Source organism: Gordoniibacillus kamchatkensis (assembly GCF_000829455.1).
In the GTDB taxonomy this organism is placed as follows: domain Bacteria; phylum Bacillota; class Bacilli; order Paenibacillales; family NBRC-103111; genus Gordoniibacillus; species Gordoniibacillus kamchatkensis.
The window spans coordinates 59,883-76,172 of sequence record NZ_JXAK01000004.1; the positions used below are offsets into that span (position 1 = coordinate 59,883).

The following is a 16,290-nucleotide window of genomic DNA, read 5'->3' on the forward strand; positions in this document are numbered from 1 at the left end:
ATTAGCTGCCAGTTCGACTTAAGAAAAGCAATTTTAGGTGGGGGGAATGCCTCCTCTGTAAAGCCGAGATTTTACCCGCTGATCTCGCTTAAGGCATTGTCAGCGCTTGAACGAGCGACCTGTCATCAGCCTCGGGATGCACCTGCTTGTAGGCGTATAACGCGGCACCGGCCACAGGCTCGAGAATCGGCGTCATGAGCTTATACCGGCGGTCTCTGAGCAGCCGCCGCAGCGGCTCGAGCACGTAAGTGCCGGCACGAAATACGCCACCCGAATACGAAACCGGAATTTCGGTCTCCCGGCTGAAGCCCAGCTGATCCGCGATCGACCTGATGATGGCGGACAGCTCGCCGGCCGCCCGCTCGAACGCGCGCAGCGCCTTCGGCTCTCCGGCTTCCGCCGCTTGATGCAGAAGCCGGGCAAGGCCGGCTATCTTTTCCCGGTTCCACTGCCATTGCTGCATCATTTTCAGCAGCTGAAAATCGTCCTCGAGCCCGAAATGATTCCGCACAAGGCCGTAAATGAGGCTGCGCCGCTCTCTTCCGTCCGCCTCCCGGGTAAATGTCGCCAGCAGCAGCTTGCCCAGCCAATGGGCCGAACCTTCGTCCCCGAGCTCGTGTCCCCATCCGCTGGCCCGAGCCGTCCGGCCTGCCGCATCGACTCCGTAGCCGATCGCTCCCGTGCCGGACACCAGATGGATGCCGGGACGGCAGGCGAGCGAACCCGCCCAGCCGACTTCGACGTCGTTGACCAGACGGAAGCGTCCCGGCGGAAGAAGGCGGCCGGCGATTTCCTCGACGAGGGGTGCTTCCTCGACGAGCTCGTCGCCCAGACAAGGAATGCCGAGCATGGCAAACGCCAGCTCAGCCCCGGCGATGCCGGCTTGGCGGCAAACCTCGTCAATGCCGCGCCGAAGCGTTTGCTCCAAACCTTGCGGCCCGATTTGAAACCAATCCAGGGAGCCGAGCGTTACGCTTGAAATGCGTTTGCCTTCCTCATCGATCAATAAAAAAGCGGTTTTTGACCCGCCGCCGTCGACGCCGAGATAAAACATAAAGATAAAGCCCCTCTCCGTCATCAACTTCCGTTCATAACCGAGCCATCGTTATCGTGCCGGAATACAGCAACCGGCTGCAGCAGAATCGCTACAGCCGCTCTACGCGAATTTGCGGCAGAAGCGCGTCGACATCGGCCTTGTTCACGTAGCCCGCGCGGTCGGTAAGGGCGTTGGCCGCCGCGACCGCCGCTGCCTGCTGCAGGCAGCGCTCGACCGGCAGCCCCTCCAGCGCGGAAACCGCCATGCCGGCTACATACGAATCGCCGCAGCCGACCGTATTGACCGCCTGAAGCGGGGGAGGGCTAACCTGAAACAAGGTCTGCTCAAAGCACGTGAGGGAGCCTCGGGCACCTAGCGAAACCGTAATGTTCGGTATCCTCGCTGCGGCTTGCAGCCGCTGCAGAGCTTCGCCGGGCTGCAGGGCGCCGGACGGTATCCCCATGTTCTCCATCAAAGTCCCGATCTCGTCCTCGTTAGGCTTGATGAAATCCGGCTGCGCCGCCGTGCCTTGAATGAGCGCTTCCCCGCTCGTGTCCAAAAAAGCGAGCGCCCCCGCTTGCTTGACGATACGTATGAGCTGAGCATAGCCGTCCTTAGGCACGCCCTTCGGCAAGCTGCCGGAAAAGCAGACGATGCGGGAGCGTCCTGCCAGTCCGGCGAGCCGCTCCTTAAAGCTTGCCCAGGCGGTTTCGGGCACGTCCGGACCTTGCTCCAGCACCTCCGTCGACGTACCGGACGATTCGTCGATGAAATTCAAGCAGAGCCGCGATTCGTCCTCAATTCGGATAAAATCGTGATCGATTTGCTGGCTGGAGAGCGCCGATTCGATAAACCGGCCGTTGTGGCCGCCGACGATCCCTGTCGCCAGGACAGGGTAGCCGAGCAGGCGGATGACCCGGGCCACGTTAAGGCCTTTTCCGCCCGGCTCGGCGAACATGCGGCGCACGCGCGTCACTTGGCCGAGCGGGAAGCTTGACAAATAGTACGTTTTGTCGATAGCGGCATTAAGCGTCACGGTTGTAATCATACGGTCATCGTCTCCGGCTCATCGGCAGTCCGCGGCTTTGCCGATGCAGCCCAGCATGCGCATCTTCTCGATGGCGGCAGCTTTGACCGCTTTTTTGGCCGGAATCATATATTTGCGGGGATCGTTCTCGTCCGGATTCGTCGCGAACACTTCTTTGATCGCGTTCGAAAACACGATGCGAATTTCCGTGGCGATGTTCATTTTGGACATGCCGAGCGCCACGCAGCGCTTGACCTGCTCCTCGGGGATGCCCGAGCCGCCGTGCAGCACGAGAGGGACGGAGACGGCGGCGGCGATGCTCCGGATTCGTTCGAAATCGATATTCGGATCGCCTTTGTAAATGCCGTGCGCGGTGCCGACGGCCGGAGCGAGCGTCGGCACCCCTGTCAGTTCCACGAAACGGACGCAGTCCTGCGGATCGGCCAGCAGCGCTTCGTGTTCGCCGACGACGATGTCGTCCTCGACGCCACCGACCTTGCCGAGCTCGGCTTCGACGTTCACACCGGCGGCGCGGGCGATGTCCACGATCCGCTTCGTTTGCGCGACGTTTTCCTCGAAAGGATGCATCGAGGCGTCGATCATGACCGAGGTGTAGCCGGCTCGGATGCATTGCACGATCGTGTCGAAGTCCGTGCAGTGATCGAGGTGAAGGGCGATCGGCACGCGAGTGCGGTTCGCCGCCGTTGCGGCGGCGGCGGCCAAATAATCGGCGCCCAAATGCTTGACGGTGCCGACGGTCGATTGCAGGATGAGCGGCGAATCGGTTTCCTCCGCTGACTCGACGACGGCCTGCAGCATCTCCAGCGTGTGCACGTTAAAAGCGCCGACAGCGTAACCGTTTTGCCGGGCTGCCTGCAAAAGGGGGGTAGATGAAACTAACGGCATGGTCAAACCTCCATCTGTTCCTTTTCCGCCACGAACAGCTCAATGCGGTGAGCCTTCAAATATTTCGTCATGGCGTCCGGAAGCTTTTGATCCGTGATGCAGCCTTTCAACGCCGTCAATGGGGCGATGCTGAACAACGAATTTTTCCCTGCCTTGGTATGGTCGAATACGGCGTAAGACGTCGCGGCCCGCTTCAGCATCAAGGCGCCGATGACCGCTTCCTGCTCGGAAAACGTGGTCATGCCCGCTTCGACGGTGAAGCCGTCGATGCCCATAAACATTTTGCCGATATGCAGCCCTTCCAGCACTTTCTCCGCCAGCGGGCCGCATAGCTCGAAGCTCTTGCGGCGCATGACGCCGCCGGTGAGAACGACTTGCACGCCCTCTGAGTCCGACAGCTCCATGGCGATATTGACCGCATTGGTCACGACGGTGATGCCCTGATGCTGCTTGAGCATGCGGGCTATCAAAAAGGTGGTCGAGCCCCCGGTCAAGCCGACGATATCGCCCTGCTGCACCATCGCGGCCGCAGTTCGCGCTATCGCCTCTTTTTCCAGCAGCAAAAGCTGCTGCTTGTCGGTAAACGAAGCTTCAAAAGCGATAGGGGAAGCGTCCAGCTGCGCTCCCCCAAAGCTGCGGATAATGCCGCCCTGCTTCTCCAGAAGATCGAGGTCCCGCCGGGCCGTAGGCTCCGAGCAGCCGAATTTTTCCGTGATTTCTTGAATGGTGACTTTCCCTTGAAGCTTCAGCAGCCTCATGATGTTTTCGCGCCGCAACTCACCTTTGGATAAGCTGATCCGATCTGTGGACATTGGCCATCATCCTGTTCTTCAACTTGTTAACCGAATCCGAAAGTATAAACTTCCTCGAGTAGCTCCCTGATTCGGCATGAAAAGCTACCTCTTACGCAAGGTCATTCATCGTGGAGAGGGCTCCGAACAGGAGCTTTTCTTACGTGCGGTCAAATTTTGACGACCTGCGTCAAATTGCGCGGGGAATCGGGATCGGAGCCGAGCTTCAGCGCCGTGTAATAGCCCATATACTGCAGCGCCGGAAGATAAAGAACGGCCCGCGCGTCGTCCGAAATGCGGCTGCCGCCCACCTCGAACACGCTATCGGCAAATGCCGTGTCTTCGCCGTTTCTGCCGGTCAGCAGCATGACGAATGCGCCGTACTCCTGCATTTCCCGGGCGACCTTAAGCTCATAGTCCCGCGCCTGCTCGGAAAGCAGCAGACAGACGAACGTGCCCGGCTCGACGATCGATTTGGGACCGTGACGGAATTCCAGCGTCCCGAACGCTTCGGTCCATACGCAGGACATTTCTTTGATTTTCAGGCACGCTTCCAGCGCCAAGCCGTAAAACGAGCCCATGCCCAAATAAATGTATTTGGTGAATGTCTGGTTTTGAACCAAATTGCGGACAAAGGAATCGGCCGCCTGGACCGAGCCGCCGGCTTCGCCGAGCACCGCGTTCAACTCGGCTTCCAGCGCACCGTTTCCTGCCGCTATGGCGATAGCGCCTGCATCATAAACGTCATGCTGCTGAGCGATTTGGTCATGACGGTGCTGTTTTCCTTGCCGAGAGGGGAGAGCAAGCAGTCTGCCAATTTGGCCATCGCGCTGTCCTCGTAGCAGGTAATGCCGGCGACACTCCAGTTCGGCAGCGGTTTTACCGCTTCCAGCGCCAGCACAACCTCGGTCGATTCGCCGGAGCGCGATACGCCGACCGCCAAATACCGGCGGTGCGACGGAGCCGTCTGCTTGGGGAACAAAAGGAGCTCCGAGGACGGGTACGCCGAAGCGCTTTTTCCGAGCCATGCCCTGCAGGTGGAAGCCATCGTCAACGCCTGGTAGTAAGATGAGCCGGAGCCGATAAAAACGATTTCGTCGTAATCGGGGTTCGCCAAGTAGCGGGATATCCAATCGTGCTGCCGCTGCAGCTGCTGCCATGCCGCAGATAGAGCGTCCGCCTGAGACGAGATTTCGCTATACGTATATTGGCCTGCTTCTTTCAACGCGTTCACTCCTTTCGGAAATAATGAAATTATAAAATGAATAAATGATTATTACAATCATAATTTTGACGTTTTTGATTATTTATATATGGGCCGACGATTGGCGCACGATGATCTCGTACGGCATCAGCAGCTTGAACGGTAACGAATAGGTGCCCTGCATGAAGCCTACCAGCATTTTCGCCGCCATGTCTCCCATCTCGTATTTCGGGATGTGTACGGACGAAAGCGGCGGTGTCGTATATTGGGCAATTTCGATATTATCCAAGCCGATGAACGCCATGTCCTCCGGGATGCGCATGTTTTTTTCGGTCACGGCGCGCATCGCCGAAATCGCCATCATATCGCTGGAGGCGAACATCGCCGTGGGCAGCGGCGCATCCCGCTCCAGCAGTTCGAGCATGCGGGCGTAACTGGCGTTCACGTCCCAATCCGCATTCAGGACCCAATCCGGGTTAAGCGCGATACCCGCTTCCTGCAAGGCGTGTTTGTATCCGCGGTATCGTTTTTCCCGGTCCAAGTCGCCCGAGAGGCCGGCACCGCCGATAAAGCCGATGCGGCTGTGCCCTTGCGAAAGCAGGTGGCGAACGGCAGACGCCGCTGCGCCAATGCGGTCATAGGCGATAACCGGGACGGTATGATCGGATATATCGATGCCAACGATAAAGGGAATGGCCTGCTTAAGCCGCTCGTAAATGTCCGGTCTGACGCCTTCGACGACGATCAGGCCGTCGATTTTCCGCTCGGAAAGCATCGCTTCCACGAGCGATTCATCCATGAGGTCGTCCAGGTTGTGCAGAAAAGCCAGCGAACACCCGAGGCTCGCCAACCCCTTTTCAATGCCTTCCACGATCGGTGAAAAATACGGATGCACAAGCTTGCGCGATACGGATACGATGCAGCCGATTTGCGCCCCGCTCTTCGCTTGCCCCGGTTGCGCGGCACCGCGCCTATCGGCACCGGCATGTTTCCAATACGCTGCGCCGCCGATCCGCTCGACCCCTTCCTTCCGCAATTCGGTTAAGTCTCTCCGGATTGTCGCCTCGGACACCTGAAGCGCCTCGCACAGCTCGTGTATTTTCATGATCGGTTTCGTTCTCAGCAATTGCAAAATATCGCGATGTCTGCTCTTCATGGCTGCCCCTTTTCCATCCAAGTAGGTTCGTTCTGTGGCGATAATCGATCAGGCGCATAGCGGATGATCGAAATCTTTCAAATAGCCCTTTTATACAATAAAAGATTTGAATAAAAAATGTCAATCTGTAGCGGCGTCAGGTCTTTTTTTATGCACAAAAAAAATATATTGACGGTATAAAACCCTTGGATTAGAATTGGAAATACGCAAAATGTGGAAGGAAACAATCAATAATATGATCGATAACATTCTGTTTTATGATGAAAACGATCATATTATGTCAATGTTACGAAAATTCAATAAAATTATGTCGCATCTTGTCGCATCATCCGATCCTTGCATTTCGATCCATGCATGTTGAAAGGAGTGGCGCGTCCGTATGGGGCATGCCGTCGTTGGCGTGGATGTAGGGGGAACAAGCACCGTCGTCGGGGTTTTCAACGAGGAAATGCAGCTGGTTGCCAAACGGGACATCCCTACGTTAAAACCTGATTTTCCGGCTATTACGAGCAAACCCGCCGCATTTTTCGATTATTTGGCCGAAACGATCGAAGAGCTTGTGCAAGGCGCAGGTTACGCCAGGCAATTGTCCAAGGTCGGAGCCGGGGTGCCGGGCCGGGTCGACCCGATTCGCGGCAAAGCGCTCGGCGCATCGAATCTGGGCTGGGCCGACGTGGCCTTTGCCGAGGAAATGAGCGCCAGGCTTGGGGTGCCGGTATACATCGATAACGATGTGCGCATCTACACATTAGGCGAAATGATAGCCGGCGCCGGAAGAGGCTACTCCAACATGATCGGCGTCACGCTCGGCACGGGCATGGCGGCGGCGCTTATCGTAGACGGGAAAATGATTCGCGGCAGCGGCTTTTACGCCGGAGAGATCGGCCACGATATCGTTCCGGGCAACAACTCCCTCTGCAACTGCGGCAAACGGGGATGCCTCGAAACGATTGCCTCCGCGACCGGCATCGCGCGTCTGGCGCGGGAAGCGGTGGCTTCCGGCAAAGAGACGATTTTGCGCCGGCACGAAGGAACGATTACTTCCCGCGACGTTTATGAAGCGTGCCTTCAGGGCGACCGGTTGGCCAAGGAGCTGTTCCTTTACGTAGGAACGACGCTGGCCGGGAAGCTGCTCACCGCCGTTTATTTGCTCAATCCGGAGGCGATCGTAATCGGCGGGGGAGCAGCAGCTGCCGGAGAGTTTTTGCTGGAGCCTATCCGCACATGGATTGCCTCCAACTATCCGAAGTACGGCGAGCTGAAGGTATGCGCCGGAGTGCTGGGCGATTCGGCGGGGCTCATCGGGGCGGCCGCCTTCGCCTCGCGGCAGTCGGACTATTTATGAAGCAATAGCTGATGGGAGAGGGAAGCGAATGAGCACATTATTTGTGAACGGCAAGCTGTATACGCCGGATCGGATCATCGAAAACGGCCGCATGCTGGTCGGCGCTGCAGGACAAATCGAAGCGATCGGAGGTCCCGAGCTCGAAGCGGGGCAGGACGTGCGGGTGACGGATCTGCGCGGCTTGACGGTGCTGCCGGGGTTTATCGACGTTCACATGCACGGCGGCAACGGCTTCAATGTGATGGACGGCACTTACGAAAGTCTGGACGGCATAAGCCGGTTTCATGCCGCACACGGCACAACCTCGTTTTTGGCGACGACCACAACTTCTGCCAAGGATGCCACCGTAAAGGCGCTGCGGTGCGCAGCGGAAGCGAAGTCAAGGGGAGTAGGCGGAGCGGAGCTGCTCGGCGTTCATTTGGAGGGGCCGTTCATTAGCGAAAAGCGGCGCGGCGCTCAAAAGAAAGAGCATATCCGTCTGCCGAATCCGGAAGAGCTGGAGGAGTATATCGGCGCATCGAACGATACGATTCGGCTCGTCACCTTGGCTCCCGAGGTGGAAGGAGGATTGGCCGCCGTCGAGCAGCTTGCCGCCCTGGGCATCACGGTGTCGATCGGCCATTCGGACGCGACCTTCGAGCAGGTGGCCAAAGCCGTAGAGCGGGGGGCCAATCACACCACCCACCATTTTAACGGCATGAGCCCGCTGCACCATCGCGAGCCTGGCGTGGCCGGCGCCGGACTCACAATGTCCGGGCTGACGACCGAGCTGATTGCCGACGGGATTCACGTGCATCCCGCTGTCGTGAAGCTGCTATTTGATGTGAAGTCGCCGTGGAACGTGTGCATGATTACGGACGCCATAAGCTGTGCAGGGCTGCCCGACGGCGAGTACGGCAATGTGGTCATGACGAACGGGCAAGTGGTTCTCAAAGACGGCAGCAGCCTGGCCGGCAGCTCGTTGACCACGCTGCAGGCGTTGAAGAACGTCATGGCATTTACGGGGTATCCGCTCGAGCGCATTTTACCTTCGCTGACGCTCGTTCCGGCAAGGCAGATCAAGGTCCAGGAGCGCAAGGGCTCGCTGGAGGCAGGCAAGGACGCGGACTTTTTGATAGTGGACCACGAATTGCAGCTTCAATCTACCTATGTGAAGGGCGCGGAGGTAACCGGCAGCCGGTAGATCCTATAAACATCACAAAAAGGAGTGTCGGGAAATGATTCAAGCGGCTTTGATCGGTGCAGGAAGCAGGGGGATGTTCGCGTATGCGTCCTATGCGCTAAAGCGTCCCGACGAGGTGCAGTTTGTGGCTGTGGCGGAACCGAACGAGGAGAAGAGAGCACTGTTCGCCAAGCTGCACAACATTCCGCCCGAAAACCAGTTCTCGTCTTGGCAGGAGCTGCTCGCCCAGCCGCAGTTATGCGAAGCGCTGCTCATTTGCACCCAGGATACGCAGCATTTCGAGCCGACCATGGCAGCCTTGGACAAAGGCTACCAAATTTTGCTCGAGAAGCCGATGTCTCCGGATCCTCTGGAATCGCTGCAAATGGCGGAGAAGGCCGAACGGCTGGGACGCATTTTGACGATTTGCCACGGGATGCGGTATTCCACCTATTACAGCACGCTGAAACAGCTCATTGACGAGCGGATCGTCGGCCGGCTCATCTCCATTCAGTGGAACGAGAACGTTGGCTTCTGGCACCAGGCCCACAGCTTCGTCCGCGGCAATTGGCGCAATTCCAAGGAATCGAGCCCGATGATTTTGCAAAAATGCTGCCACGACATGGATATGCTGCAGTGGCTCGTGGGCGGACAATGCCTCAAAATATCTTCCTTCGGCAGCCTGACGCACTTCACTCCGGCTAACGCTCCTGAAGGCTCGACGCTGCGATGCACGGACGGTTGCCAGGTGGAACATGAATGCCCGTATTCGGCGTTAAAGCTGTACTACAATGACAAGGACGAATGGCCGGCCAAGGTCGTGGCTCTGGAGCCGGACCGCGAAGTGCGGCTGAAGGCTTTGCAGGAAGGCCCCTACGGACGCTGCGTTTATCACTGCGACAATGACGTCGTCGATCATCAGGTGGCGAATCTTCTGTTCGACAACGAGGTGACTGTCGCCTTTACGATGACCGCCTTTACGAACGAGATCAGCCGTACGTTCAAGATTATGGGCACCGCCGGAGAAATCCGCGGCAACCATAAATGGAACGAAATCGAAATCATCCATTTCTCCGGGAAGCGGCAAGTCATTCATCCGGAGCGTGTGGAAGGCGGACATGACGGCGCGGATACGCTGATCATGCGCGATTTTCTGAGGCAGGTGCGGAGCGGGACCGCCGGCAGAACCTCGGCCATGGAATCGGCGAGAAGCCATTTGATCGCCTTCGCCGCCGAGCATTCGCGACTCACCGGACAAACCGTCATCATGGAAAATTACATAAATGAGCTGAAAGTGACGCAGTAAAGCAAGAAAAAACAATTGAGAAGGAGGCGCGGCAAATGAAAAAATGGATTTCGCTGGCGGCAATTGCGGGTCTCGTCTTGGCTATGGCGGCATGCAGTTCGTCCACCGGAGCAAGCGGGGGGAGCGGCGGCAATGGAGGAAGCGGCGGCGGAGGTGGCGGCAGCGGCGGCGACAAGCAGGAAAAAGTGACGATCACGTACGGCCTCTGGGACCAAAACCAAGTCCCGGCCATGCAGGAAATCGCCAATAAATTTCAGGAAGCGAACCCGAGCATTACGGTCAAGATCGAGGTCACGCCGTGGGACCAGTATTGGACCAAGCTGGAAACGGCGGCAACCGGCGGCACGCTGCCCGACGTTTTCTGGATGAACGGCGTCAACATCATCAAGTATGCCTCGAACAAAATGCTCACACCTCTCTCGGATAAAGTGAAGTCCGGCAACATCAGCCTGGACAACTACCCGAAATCGCTCGTCGATCTGTATTCCTATAACGGCACTCTTTACGGCATGCCGAAAGACTTCGACACTGTCGGTTTATGGTATAACAAAAAAATGTTCGATGCGGCGGGCTTGAAATATCCCGATGAGACATGGGATTGGAGCAAGCTGCGCGATGCGGCGACGAAGCTCACCGACCCTGCCAAGGGCGTGTGGGGGATGGCGTCCGCTCTCGCCGCGAGCGAACAGACGACCTACTACAATACGATTTTCCAGGCAGGCGGCTACGTGATTTCCCCCGACAAGAAGTCGTCCGGCTACGATAAGCCAGAGGCGATCGAAGGAATGAAATTCTGGTCGGATTTGATCAAGGATAAGCTGTCGCCAACCGTCGCCCAAATGACCGAGACGGCGCCGAGAAACTTGTTCGAATCCGGCAAAGTCGCCATGCTGACGGACGGATCATGGGCCCAAATCGAGTTCAGCAAAAACGAATATACGAAGGACAAAGTCGATGTTACCGTGCTGCCGCAAGGCAAAAAGCGGGCCACGGTCATTCACGGCCTCGGTAACGTGATCGCTGCGAATTCGAAGCATCAGAAAGAAGCGTGGGAGTTCGTCAAATTCCTCGGCTCAAAGGACGCCGCCGACATTCAAGCCAAGACGGGCACGACCATTCCTGCCTATAACGGCACGCAGGACGCATGGGTGAAGTCGAATCCGAATTTCCATCTTCAGATCTTTATCGACGAGCTCCAGTATTCGGTGCCTTACCCGGTGTCGAAGGATGCCCCGAAATGGCAAGAGGTGGAGAAGTCGACCTTCAATAAAGGCTTGTCCGGCGAAATCCCGATGGAAGAAGCCGCCAAGCAAGTGGCTGCGAAAATGAACGAGCTCCTTAAGCAGGAAAAGTAAATAGCTTTTCAGGTACTCGGCTCTGCTGTCGGCAGGGCCGAGTACGTACCTGTACAGCTTCTTTTATAAAAAGGAGGCCGGAATGTGAACTCAACCGAACTGGACTTGCCTCGGCAGCCGGTGCTTGACGAACGCAAACAGGCGAAAAAGAGACGGTTCAATCCCAGAACGAGAGGGGATTACTTCTGGGGTTACTTGATGATCGCCCCGACCGTGCTCGGTTTGCTGGTCTTCAGCATTTGGCCGGTCTTTCAGACTCTGTATTTCAGCTTTACGTCGTGGGGATCGTTCGGCAATTACGAATGGACCGGGACTGACAATTACAAAGCCATGTTTGCGGACCCGATGTTTTGGATGGCGCTCCGCAATACTTTCATTTATACGTGCGTCACCATTCCGTGCGCCATCGCCTTATCGATTGTTGCCGCAGTGCTGCTCAACCAAAAAATACGCGGCGTCACCCTCTATCGCACGCTGTATTTTCTGCCGGTCGTCACGATGCCCTCGGCCGTTGCCATGGTGTGGAAATGGCTGTACAACGCGGATTACGGTCTGATCAACTACTTGCTCGGTGCCATCGGCATCAAAGGCCCGAGCTGGCTGACCGATCCGGACATCGCCCTGTATTCCATGGTCATCGTCGCCGTTTGGGCGGCTATCGGCAACAACATGGTCATTTTTTTGTCCGGACTGCAGGGAATTCCGGTGTCCTATTACGAAGCGGCTGCGATTGACGGTGCCGGATCGTTTAAAAATTTCATATTTATTACGCTTCCATTATTAACCCCGACCATTTTTTTCGTCACCATCATTTCCTTAATCGGCGCTTTCCAAGTATTCGATCTGGTGTTCATGATGATCGGCCCCAACAGCATCGTGATCGAGCAGACCCAATCCGTCGTATTCCTCTTTTATAAAAATGCCTTCATGCTCAACAACAAAGGTTATGCCGCAGCCATCGCCATGGTGCTGTTTGTCATCATTTTGCTGGTCACGATCGTGCAGATGAAGCTGCAGAAAAAATGGGTTCATTACAGCTAGGCGGAAAGGAGGAACGGCCTTGAATGCGAAAACCGCCCGTTCGGCTCAAAAGCTGGTCGTTCATGCCGTGTTGATTATCGGCGCTATGTTTATGGTCGGGCCGTTTATCTGGATGCTTCTGACATCCGTGAAAACGTTCGGGGAGTCGACACTCGTGCCTCCCGTCATTTTCCCGGCCAAGTTCCAGTGGCACAACTACAAAGACGTAACGGCCGTATTGCCCTTCGTCCATTTTTACTGGAATACGGTCATCTCTTCGGTGGCAAAAACGTTGGGGCAGTTGCTGCTTTGCTCGCTGGCCGCTTATTCGTTCGCGCGGATCGAATTTCCGGGACGAAACGTCATATTCATTATCGTGCTGTCGGTGCTGATGGTGCCGTCGCAAATTCATATTCTTCCTCAATATATGATTATGAAGAGTTTGGGCTGGCTGAACTCGCTGCAGGCGCTTATCGTGCCCGGGCTGTTCAGCGCTTTCGGCACGTTTTTGCTGCGGCAGTTTTTCATGACGCTGCCCAAGGAACTGGAGGAAGCGGCCAAGCTGGACGGTTGCAACCATTTTCAAATTTATTACCGGATCATGCTGCCGATGGTCGTGCCCGGACTGATTGCCCTGTCGATCATTACGATGCTTTGGGCCTGGAACGATTTGCTATGGCCGCTCGTCGTCAACAACTCCCCCGAGAAAATGCCGCTCTCCGTCGGGCTTGCCTCGCTGCAGGGCCAAAATTTGACGAACTATCCGGTGATTATGGCCGGCGCGGTGCTCGCGATATGGCCGATGCTGCTGCTGTTCTTATTGCTGCAAAGATACTTCGTCGAAGGCATCACCTTGACCGGAACCAAGGGGTAGTAAGCCGCATCTGAATTTTGCGGGGGCAACGGAGGCGGACTATATTGGAATCGCCAATACGCTGCCACGAAAAAACGGAGCCGCGCGCGGGCTCCGTTTTCTAATATCCGGCTTACATCAGATTGGGCCTCACGATTTAGATTAGCCCCCGCTTGTGATTATCCTTCTTCATAAGCTTTTCTCCCAAGTCCCGCCGGACCGGCCAGCTCCAGCTGTCCGAAGCCGGTCACCGCTTCCCGCGTTCCGTCGCGCGCCGGATCGGCGTAACGGACGAACCAGCTGTCCAGCTTCGCTTTCATGGAGGCCAGCTGCTCCTGCGCTTCCGGAGCATCCGCCATATTCTGCCGTTCGTCCGGATCGCGGATCAGGTTATACAGCTCATGCGGCCCGTAAGGATAACGGTGCACGTATTTCCACTCTCTGCTTCGGATCATGCGAACCGGCCCGTATTCGTCGAAAATGACGACGTCTTCGCGGGTGCTGCCTTCTTCACCGAGCAGCTGCGGCATAAAGCTTCGCCCGGGCAGTGTGTCCGCTTCCGCGTTGTCAATCCCGACATAAGCGAGAAGTGTCGGCATAAAGTCATAGCCGCTGACCAAATCGCTGCAAACACGGCCCTGCGGAATGCGTCCAGGCTGGCTGAATATCGCCGGAACCTTCACCGACGTATCGTACATGTTCTGGGGGAACGTCCCGTTGCCCTTGCCCCAGATGCCGTGGTGGCCGCAGTTAAAGCCGTTGTCGCTCAGGAAGCAGAGCAGCGTCTGTTCGCGTAAGCCCAGCTCCTCCAGCTTGCGGACGATGCGGCCGACGTTATGGTCCATTGCGGTTACGGCCGCAAAATAGCCTTTCAGATTTTCCCTTTGATCGTCTTCCCAAGGGGCTGTTCGAATCGACCACGGATGTTTCGGTTCTTGCGGACATGTCCGGAAAGCGCAGTCCTCGTACAGGTCGACATATTCCTTGGGATGGTTGCCGATCCAAGGGCTGTGCGGCGCCGTGTAATGCACGCCCAAATAAAACGGCCGGCTTCCGTCTTGGCGTTCGAGGAATTGCAGCGCGTCATCGGTAATGACATCGGTCAAATATCCGGGTTCGTCGATCAGCTCGCCGTCCCGTATCATCGGTGCGTCATAGTACGCGCTGCCTCCCGTCTGGTGAACGTACCAATGGGTAAACCCTTTCTGCGGTGACCTGCTGTCGCCGAGATGCCATTTGCCGCTAAGCCCGCACACGTAGCCGCCGGCAGCCAGCAGCTCCGTATAGGCCGTCTGGCCGTCCAAATAACGGATCGGTCGTTCCCCGACATTGCCTCCCCGAATCCAATCGTGAACGCCGTGCTGAGAAGGAATGCGTCCGGTTAGCAGCGATGCGCGAGCCGGCGAGCAAACCGGAGAAGTGCAGAAAAAATGATCGAAGCGCATCCCTTCCGCCGCAAGCCGATCCAGATTCGGCGTGCGGATTTCGTCATTTCCGGCGCAGCCAAGCGCCCAAGGTCCCTGGTCGTCTGTTAAAATAAAGACGATATTCGGCATATTTGCGTTACGCTGCTCCATCCGCCAATCACTCCTACTTTTTATTTTGCGCTTGATACGCTTTGTTGACCGCATCCAGCACCTTGTTGCCGCCTTGATCCCGCCACTTCTTGGACAGCTCGGCGATGCCGGCGTCGATGTCGCGCTTGCCGGTAATCATTTCAAGATAATACTGGGTGTACAACTCGCCAAGGACACCGCTAAGTTCAACTTCCTCCGCTGTCGTCGTATTGAGCAAATTCGGCACCATGTTTTTGGTGGCGATATCGACGGACTGCTTCGCTCTGTCGGCCTGCGGTTCGGTTTGCGGCAAGTAATTTTCCGTTAGCGGCCAAACGACGTTGCCCCATGCCAGCGGATGCGCCCAGCCGTTCGCGGCAAAGCCGTCCTTCGCGCGTTCCGCTTCGTTATATACGATTTTATCGCCCTGCTTCGTATAATGGATCCCTTCGATGCCGAGCTCGAGCAAGCTGCGGCCTTCGGGAGACAGCATGAATTCGATAAACTTTGCCGCTTTCGCTTTATCTTTGGCATTTTTCGTAATAGCCGTAAATAAGCCGCCTTTAGGCGCAGCGTTCATTCCGCGTTTCCCGTCCGGACCGGCAGGCGGAGCCATGAAGCCCAGCTTTCCGTTCGGGTTCACCTTCTGCAGGCTGGTTTCGATGCGGTTGACATGGCGGAACAATGGGGCGGCCATGAAACCCGCTTTACCCTGATAAAATTTCTGCTCGCGCTTCTGCGTGTCGTTCAGCAAAAACTCGGGGTCGATCAGTTTCTCCTCCCACAGCTTGCGCAAATACTGAACGCCCTGCTTAAAAGCCGGATGCTCGAAGATCGGGGCAGGCTTTCCGCTATTGTCCAGCACCCAGTCGCCATGCGGCAATCCGTAAGCGAACAAGATAAAGTTAAATTGGCTGACGCCTTTTTCGCCTGTCATGCCGTAAGCGTCGTTCTTGCCGGTTTTGCCGGGGTCCTTCGCGGCTATTGCCTTTAGCGTCTCATAAAACTCATCCAACGTTTGCGGCGGCTTCATGCCGAGCGTCTCCAGCCAGTCGGCCCGATAAGCAAGCGCCGTGTTGGCTCTCTCCTCGATGAACGGATAGCCGTAATATTTGCCGTTGACGGCTGTCCATGTTAAATTGCTCTCGATTTTTTGCTTCACGGTCGGCATAACCGGCAAGTAGTCGTCAAGAGGTACCAACAAGCCTTCGCTGATCCATTGACTAAGCGACGGAGAAGGGTAGTTAATGGTAACGATATCCGGCAAGTCTCCGGTCGCCATCGCGACGTTAATTTTCTCGTAGCCGCTTTCCGGAACGAACTTCACTTCCAGGTCGATGTTAAGGCGCTTGTTGATTTCCGCTACAATCCGGTCTCCGGGTGTGATCGCCTTGGCCGCATTGTCGCCCGGCGTCAAAAAGACGAGTTTGGTTGGCGAGCTTGTTTTGCCGGTTTTCGCATCATCCTGCTTCGTCTCGGACTCGCCCCTCGTACAAGCGGCGGTCGACAAAGCCAGCGCGGCGACTATGGCCGTTAGCATCCATTTTTTGAAACTCCTCATGCAGTCACCCTC

At 56.6% G+C, this 16,290-nt stretch carries 15 protein-coding genes; 6 read left to right on the forward strand and 9 right to left on the reverse strand.

The features are described from left to right. Window positions 1-88: 88 nt before the first annotated feature. From SD70_RS03525 to SD70_RS03550, 7 genes are all read right to left on the reverse strand, one after another. Window positions 89-1,054, reverse strand: a complete 966-nt coding sequence (locus SD70_RS03525; RefSeq protein WP_041045714.1) for an N-acetylglucosamine kinase — start codon at window positions 1,052-1,054, stop codon at window positions 89-91. 91 nt (window positions 1,055-1,145) lie between these two features. After that, window positions 1,146-2,084 (reverse strand): 1-phosphofructokinase family hexose kinase, encoded by a 939-nt coding sequence (locus tag SD70_RS03530; protein WP_041045716.1) that lies wholly within the window; start codon window positions 2,082-2,084, stop codon window positions 1,146-1,148. 18 nt (window positions 2,085-2,102) lie between these two features. Further along, window positions 2,103-2,969, reverse strand: coding sequence for a class II fructose-1,6-bisphosphate aldolase (gene fba / locus SD70_RS03535; protein ID WP_041045717.1), 867 nt, complete (start codon window positions 2,967-2,969; stop codon window positions 2,103-2,105). Window positions 2,970-2,971: 2 nt separating this feature from the next. Beyond that, on the reverse strand, window positions 2,972-3,781 hold the full coding sequence (locus SD70_RS03540) for a DeoR/GlpR family DNA-binding transcription regulator (protein ID WP_041045719.1): 810 nt from the start codon (window positions 3,779-3,781) through the stop codon (window positions 2,972-2,974). Between the two features lie 149 nt (window positions 3,782-3,930). Then, window positions 3,931-4,446 carry an SIS domain-containing protein gene (locus SD70_RS39665; protein ID WP_331436715.1) on the reverse strand — a complete coding sequence of 172 codons (516 nt, stop codon included), beginning with the start codon at window positions 4,444-4,446 and terminating at the stop codon, window positions 3,931-3,933. 29 nt (window positions 4,447-4,475) lie between these two features. Further along, entirely contained in the window at window positions 4,476-4,985 is a 510-nt protein-coding gene (locus SD70_RS39670; RefSeq protein ID WP_331436716.1) for an SIS domain-containing protein, read from the reverse strand. An 82-nt stretch (window positions 4,986-5,067) separates the two neighbouring features. Further along, on the reverse strand, window positions 5,068-6,120 hold the full coding sequence (locus SD70_RS03550; RefSeq protein WP_231571021.1) for a substrate-binding domain-containing protein: 1,053 nt from the start codon (window positions 6,118-6,120) through the stop codon (window positions 5,068-5,070). A 379-nt stretch (window positions 6,121-6,499) separates the two neighbouring features. Between SD70_RS03550 and SD70_RS03555 the strand changes: the two genes are divergently transcribed. The 6 genes from SD70_RS03555 to SD70_RS03580 all read left to right on the forward strand — a co-directional run bounded on the left by SD70_RS03555 (window position 6,500) and on the right by SD70_RS03580 (window position 13,182). Beyond that, entirely contained in the window at window positions 6,500-7,465 is a 966-nt protein-coding gene (locus tag SD70_RS03555; RefSeq protein WP_041045720.1) for an ROK family protein, read from the forward strand. A 28-nt stretch (window positions 7,466-7,493) separates the two neighbouring features. Further along, entirely contained in the window at window positions 7,494-8,648 is a 1,155-nt protein-coding gene (nagA, locus tag SD70_RS03560; protein ID WP_041045722.1) for an N-acetylglucosamine-6-phosphate deacetylase, read from the forward strand. Between the two features lie 34 nt (window positions 8,649-8,682). After that, entirely contained in the window at window positions 8,683-9,933 is a 1,251-nt protein-coding gene (locus SD70_RS03565; protein ID WP_041045724.1) for a Gfo/Idh/MocA family protein, read from the forward strand. A gap of 35 nt (window positions 9,934-9,968) precedes the next feature. Beyond that, on the forward strand, window positions 9,969-11,288 hold the full coding sequence (locus SD70_RS03570) for an ABC transporter substrate-binding protein (protein WP_041045726.1): 1,320 nt from the start codon (window positions 9,969-9,971) through the stop codon (window positions 11,286-11,288). 120 nt (window positions 11,289-11,408) lie between these two features. Beyond that, entirely contained in the window at window positions 11,409-12,329 is a 921-nt protein-coding gene (locus SD70_RS03575; RefSeq protein ID WP_231571034.1) for a carbohydrate ABC transporter permease, read from the forward strand. Between the two features lie 85 nt (window positions 12,330-12,414). Beyond that, the gene (locus SD70_RS03580; RefSeq protein ID WP_197080933.1) at window positions 12,415-13,182 is read left to right on the forward strand and encodes a carbohydrate ABC transporter permease; all 768 of its coding nucleotides are present in this window, start codon (window positions 12,415-12,417) and stop codon (window positions 13,180-13,182) included. A gap of 158 nt (window positions 13,183-13,340) precedes the next feature. Here the strand turns inward: SD70_RS03580 and SD70_RS03585 are convergent, their stop codons facing one another. Next, window positions 13,341-14,738 carry a sulfatase-like hydrolase/transferase gene (locus SD70_RS03585; RefSeq protein ID WP_041045730.1) on the reverse strand — a complete coding sequence of 466 codons (1,398 nt, stop codon included), beginning with the start codon at window positions 14,736-14,738 and terminating at the stop codon, window positions 13,341-13,343. 13 nt (window positions 14,739-14,751) lie between these two features. After that, window positions 14,752-16,278 (reverse strand): extracellular solute-binding protein, encoded by a 1,527-nt coding sequence (locus SD70_RS03590; RefSeq protein WP_041045732.1) that lies wholly within the window; start codon window positions 16,276-16,278, stop codon window positions 14,752-14,754. Between the last annotated feature and the right edge of the window lie 12 nt (window positions 16,279-16,290).

Excerpts from the sequence above, each read along its gene's own strand:
- SD70_RS03565 (WP_041045724.1), top strand. The coding sequence starts at position 8,683 with ATGATTCAAGCGGCTTTGATCGGTGCAGGAAGCAGGGGGATGTTCGCG.
- SD70_RS03525 (WP_041045714.1), bottom strand. The coding sequence starts at position 1,054 with ATGTTTTATCTCGGCGTCGACGGCGGCGGGTCAAAAACCGCTTTTTTA.
- fba (WP_041045717.1), bottom strand. The coding sequence starts at position 2,969 with ATGCCGTTAGTTTCATCTACCCCCCTTTTGCAGGCAGCCCGGCAAAAC.
- SD70_RS03585 (WP_041045730.1), bottom strand. The coding sequence starts at position 14,738 with ATGGAGCAGCGTAACGCAAATATGCCGAATATCGTCTTTATTTTAACA.
- SD70_RS03570 (WP_041045726.1), top strand. The coding sequence starts at position 9,969 with ATGAAAAAATGGATTTCGCTGGCGGCAATTGCGGGTCTCGTCTTGGCT.
- SD70_RS03580 (WP_197080933.1), top strand. The coding sequence starts at position 12,415 with ATGTTTATGGTCGGGCCGTTTATCTGGATGCTTCTGACATCCGTGAAA.
- SD70_RS03555 (WP_041045720.1), top strand. The coding sequence starts at position 6,500 with ATGGGGCATGCCGTCGTTGGCGTGGATGTAGGGGGAACAAGCACCGTC.
- SD70_RS03540 (WP_041045719.1), bottom strand. The coding sequence starts at position 3,781 with ATGTCCACAGATCGGATCAGCTTATCCAAAGGTGAGTTGCGGCGCGAA.
- SD70_RS03530 (WP_041045716.1), bottom strand. The coding sequence starts at position 2,084 with ATGATTACAACCGTGACGCTTAATGCCGCTATCGACAAAACGTACTAT.
- SD70_RS03550 (WP_231571021.1), bottom strand. The coding sequence starts at position 6,120 with ATGAAGAGCAGACATCGCGATATTTTGCAATTGCTGAGAACGAAACCG.
- SD70_RS03590 (WP_041045732.1), bottom strand. The coding sequence starts at position 16,278 with ATGAGGAGTTTCAAAAAATGGATGCTAACGGCCATAGTCGCCGCGCTG.
- nagA (WP_041045722.1), top strand. The coding sequence starts at position 7,494 with ATGAGCACATTATTTGTGAACGGCAAGCTGTATACGCCGGATCGGATC.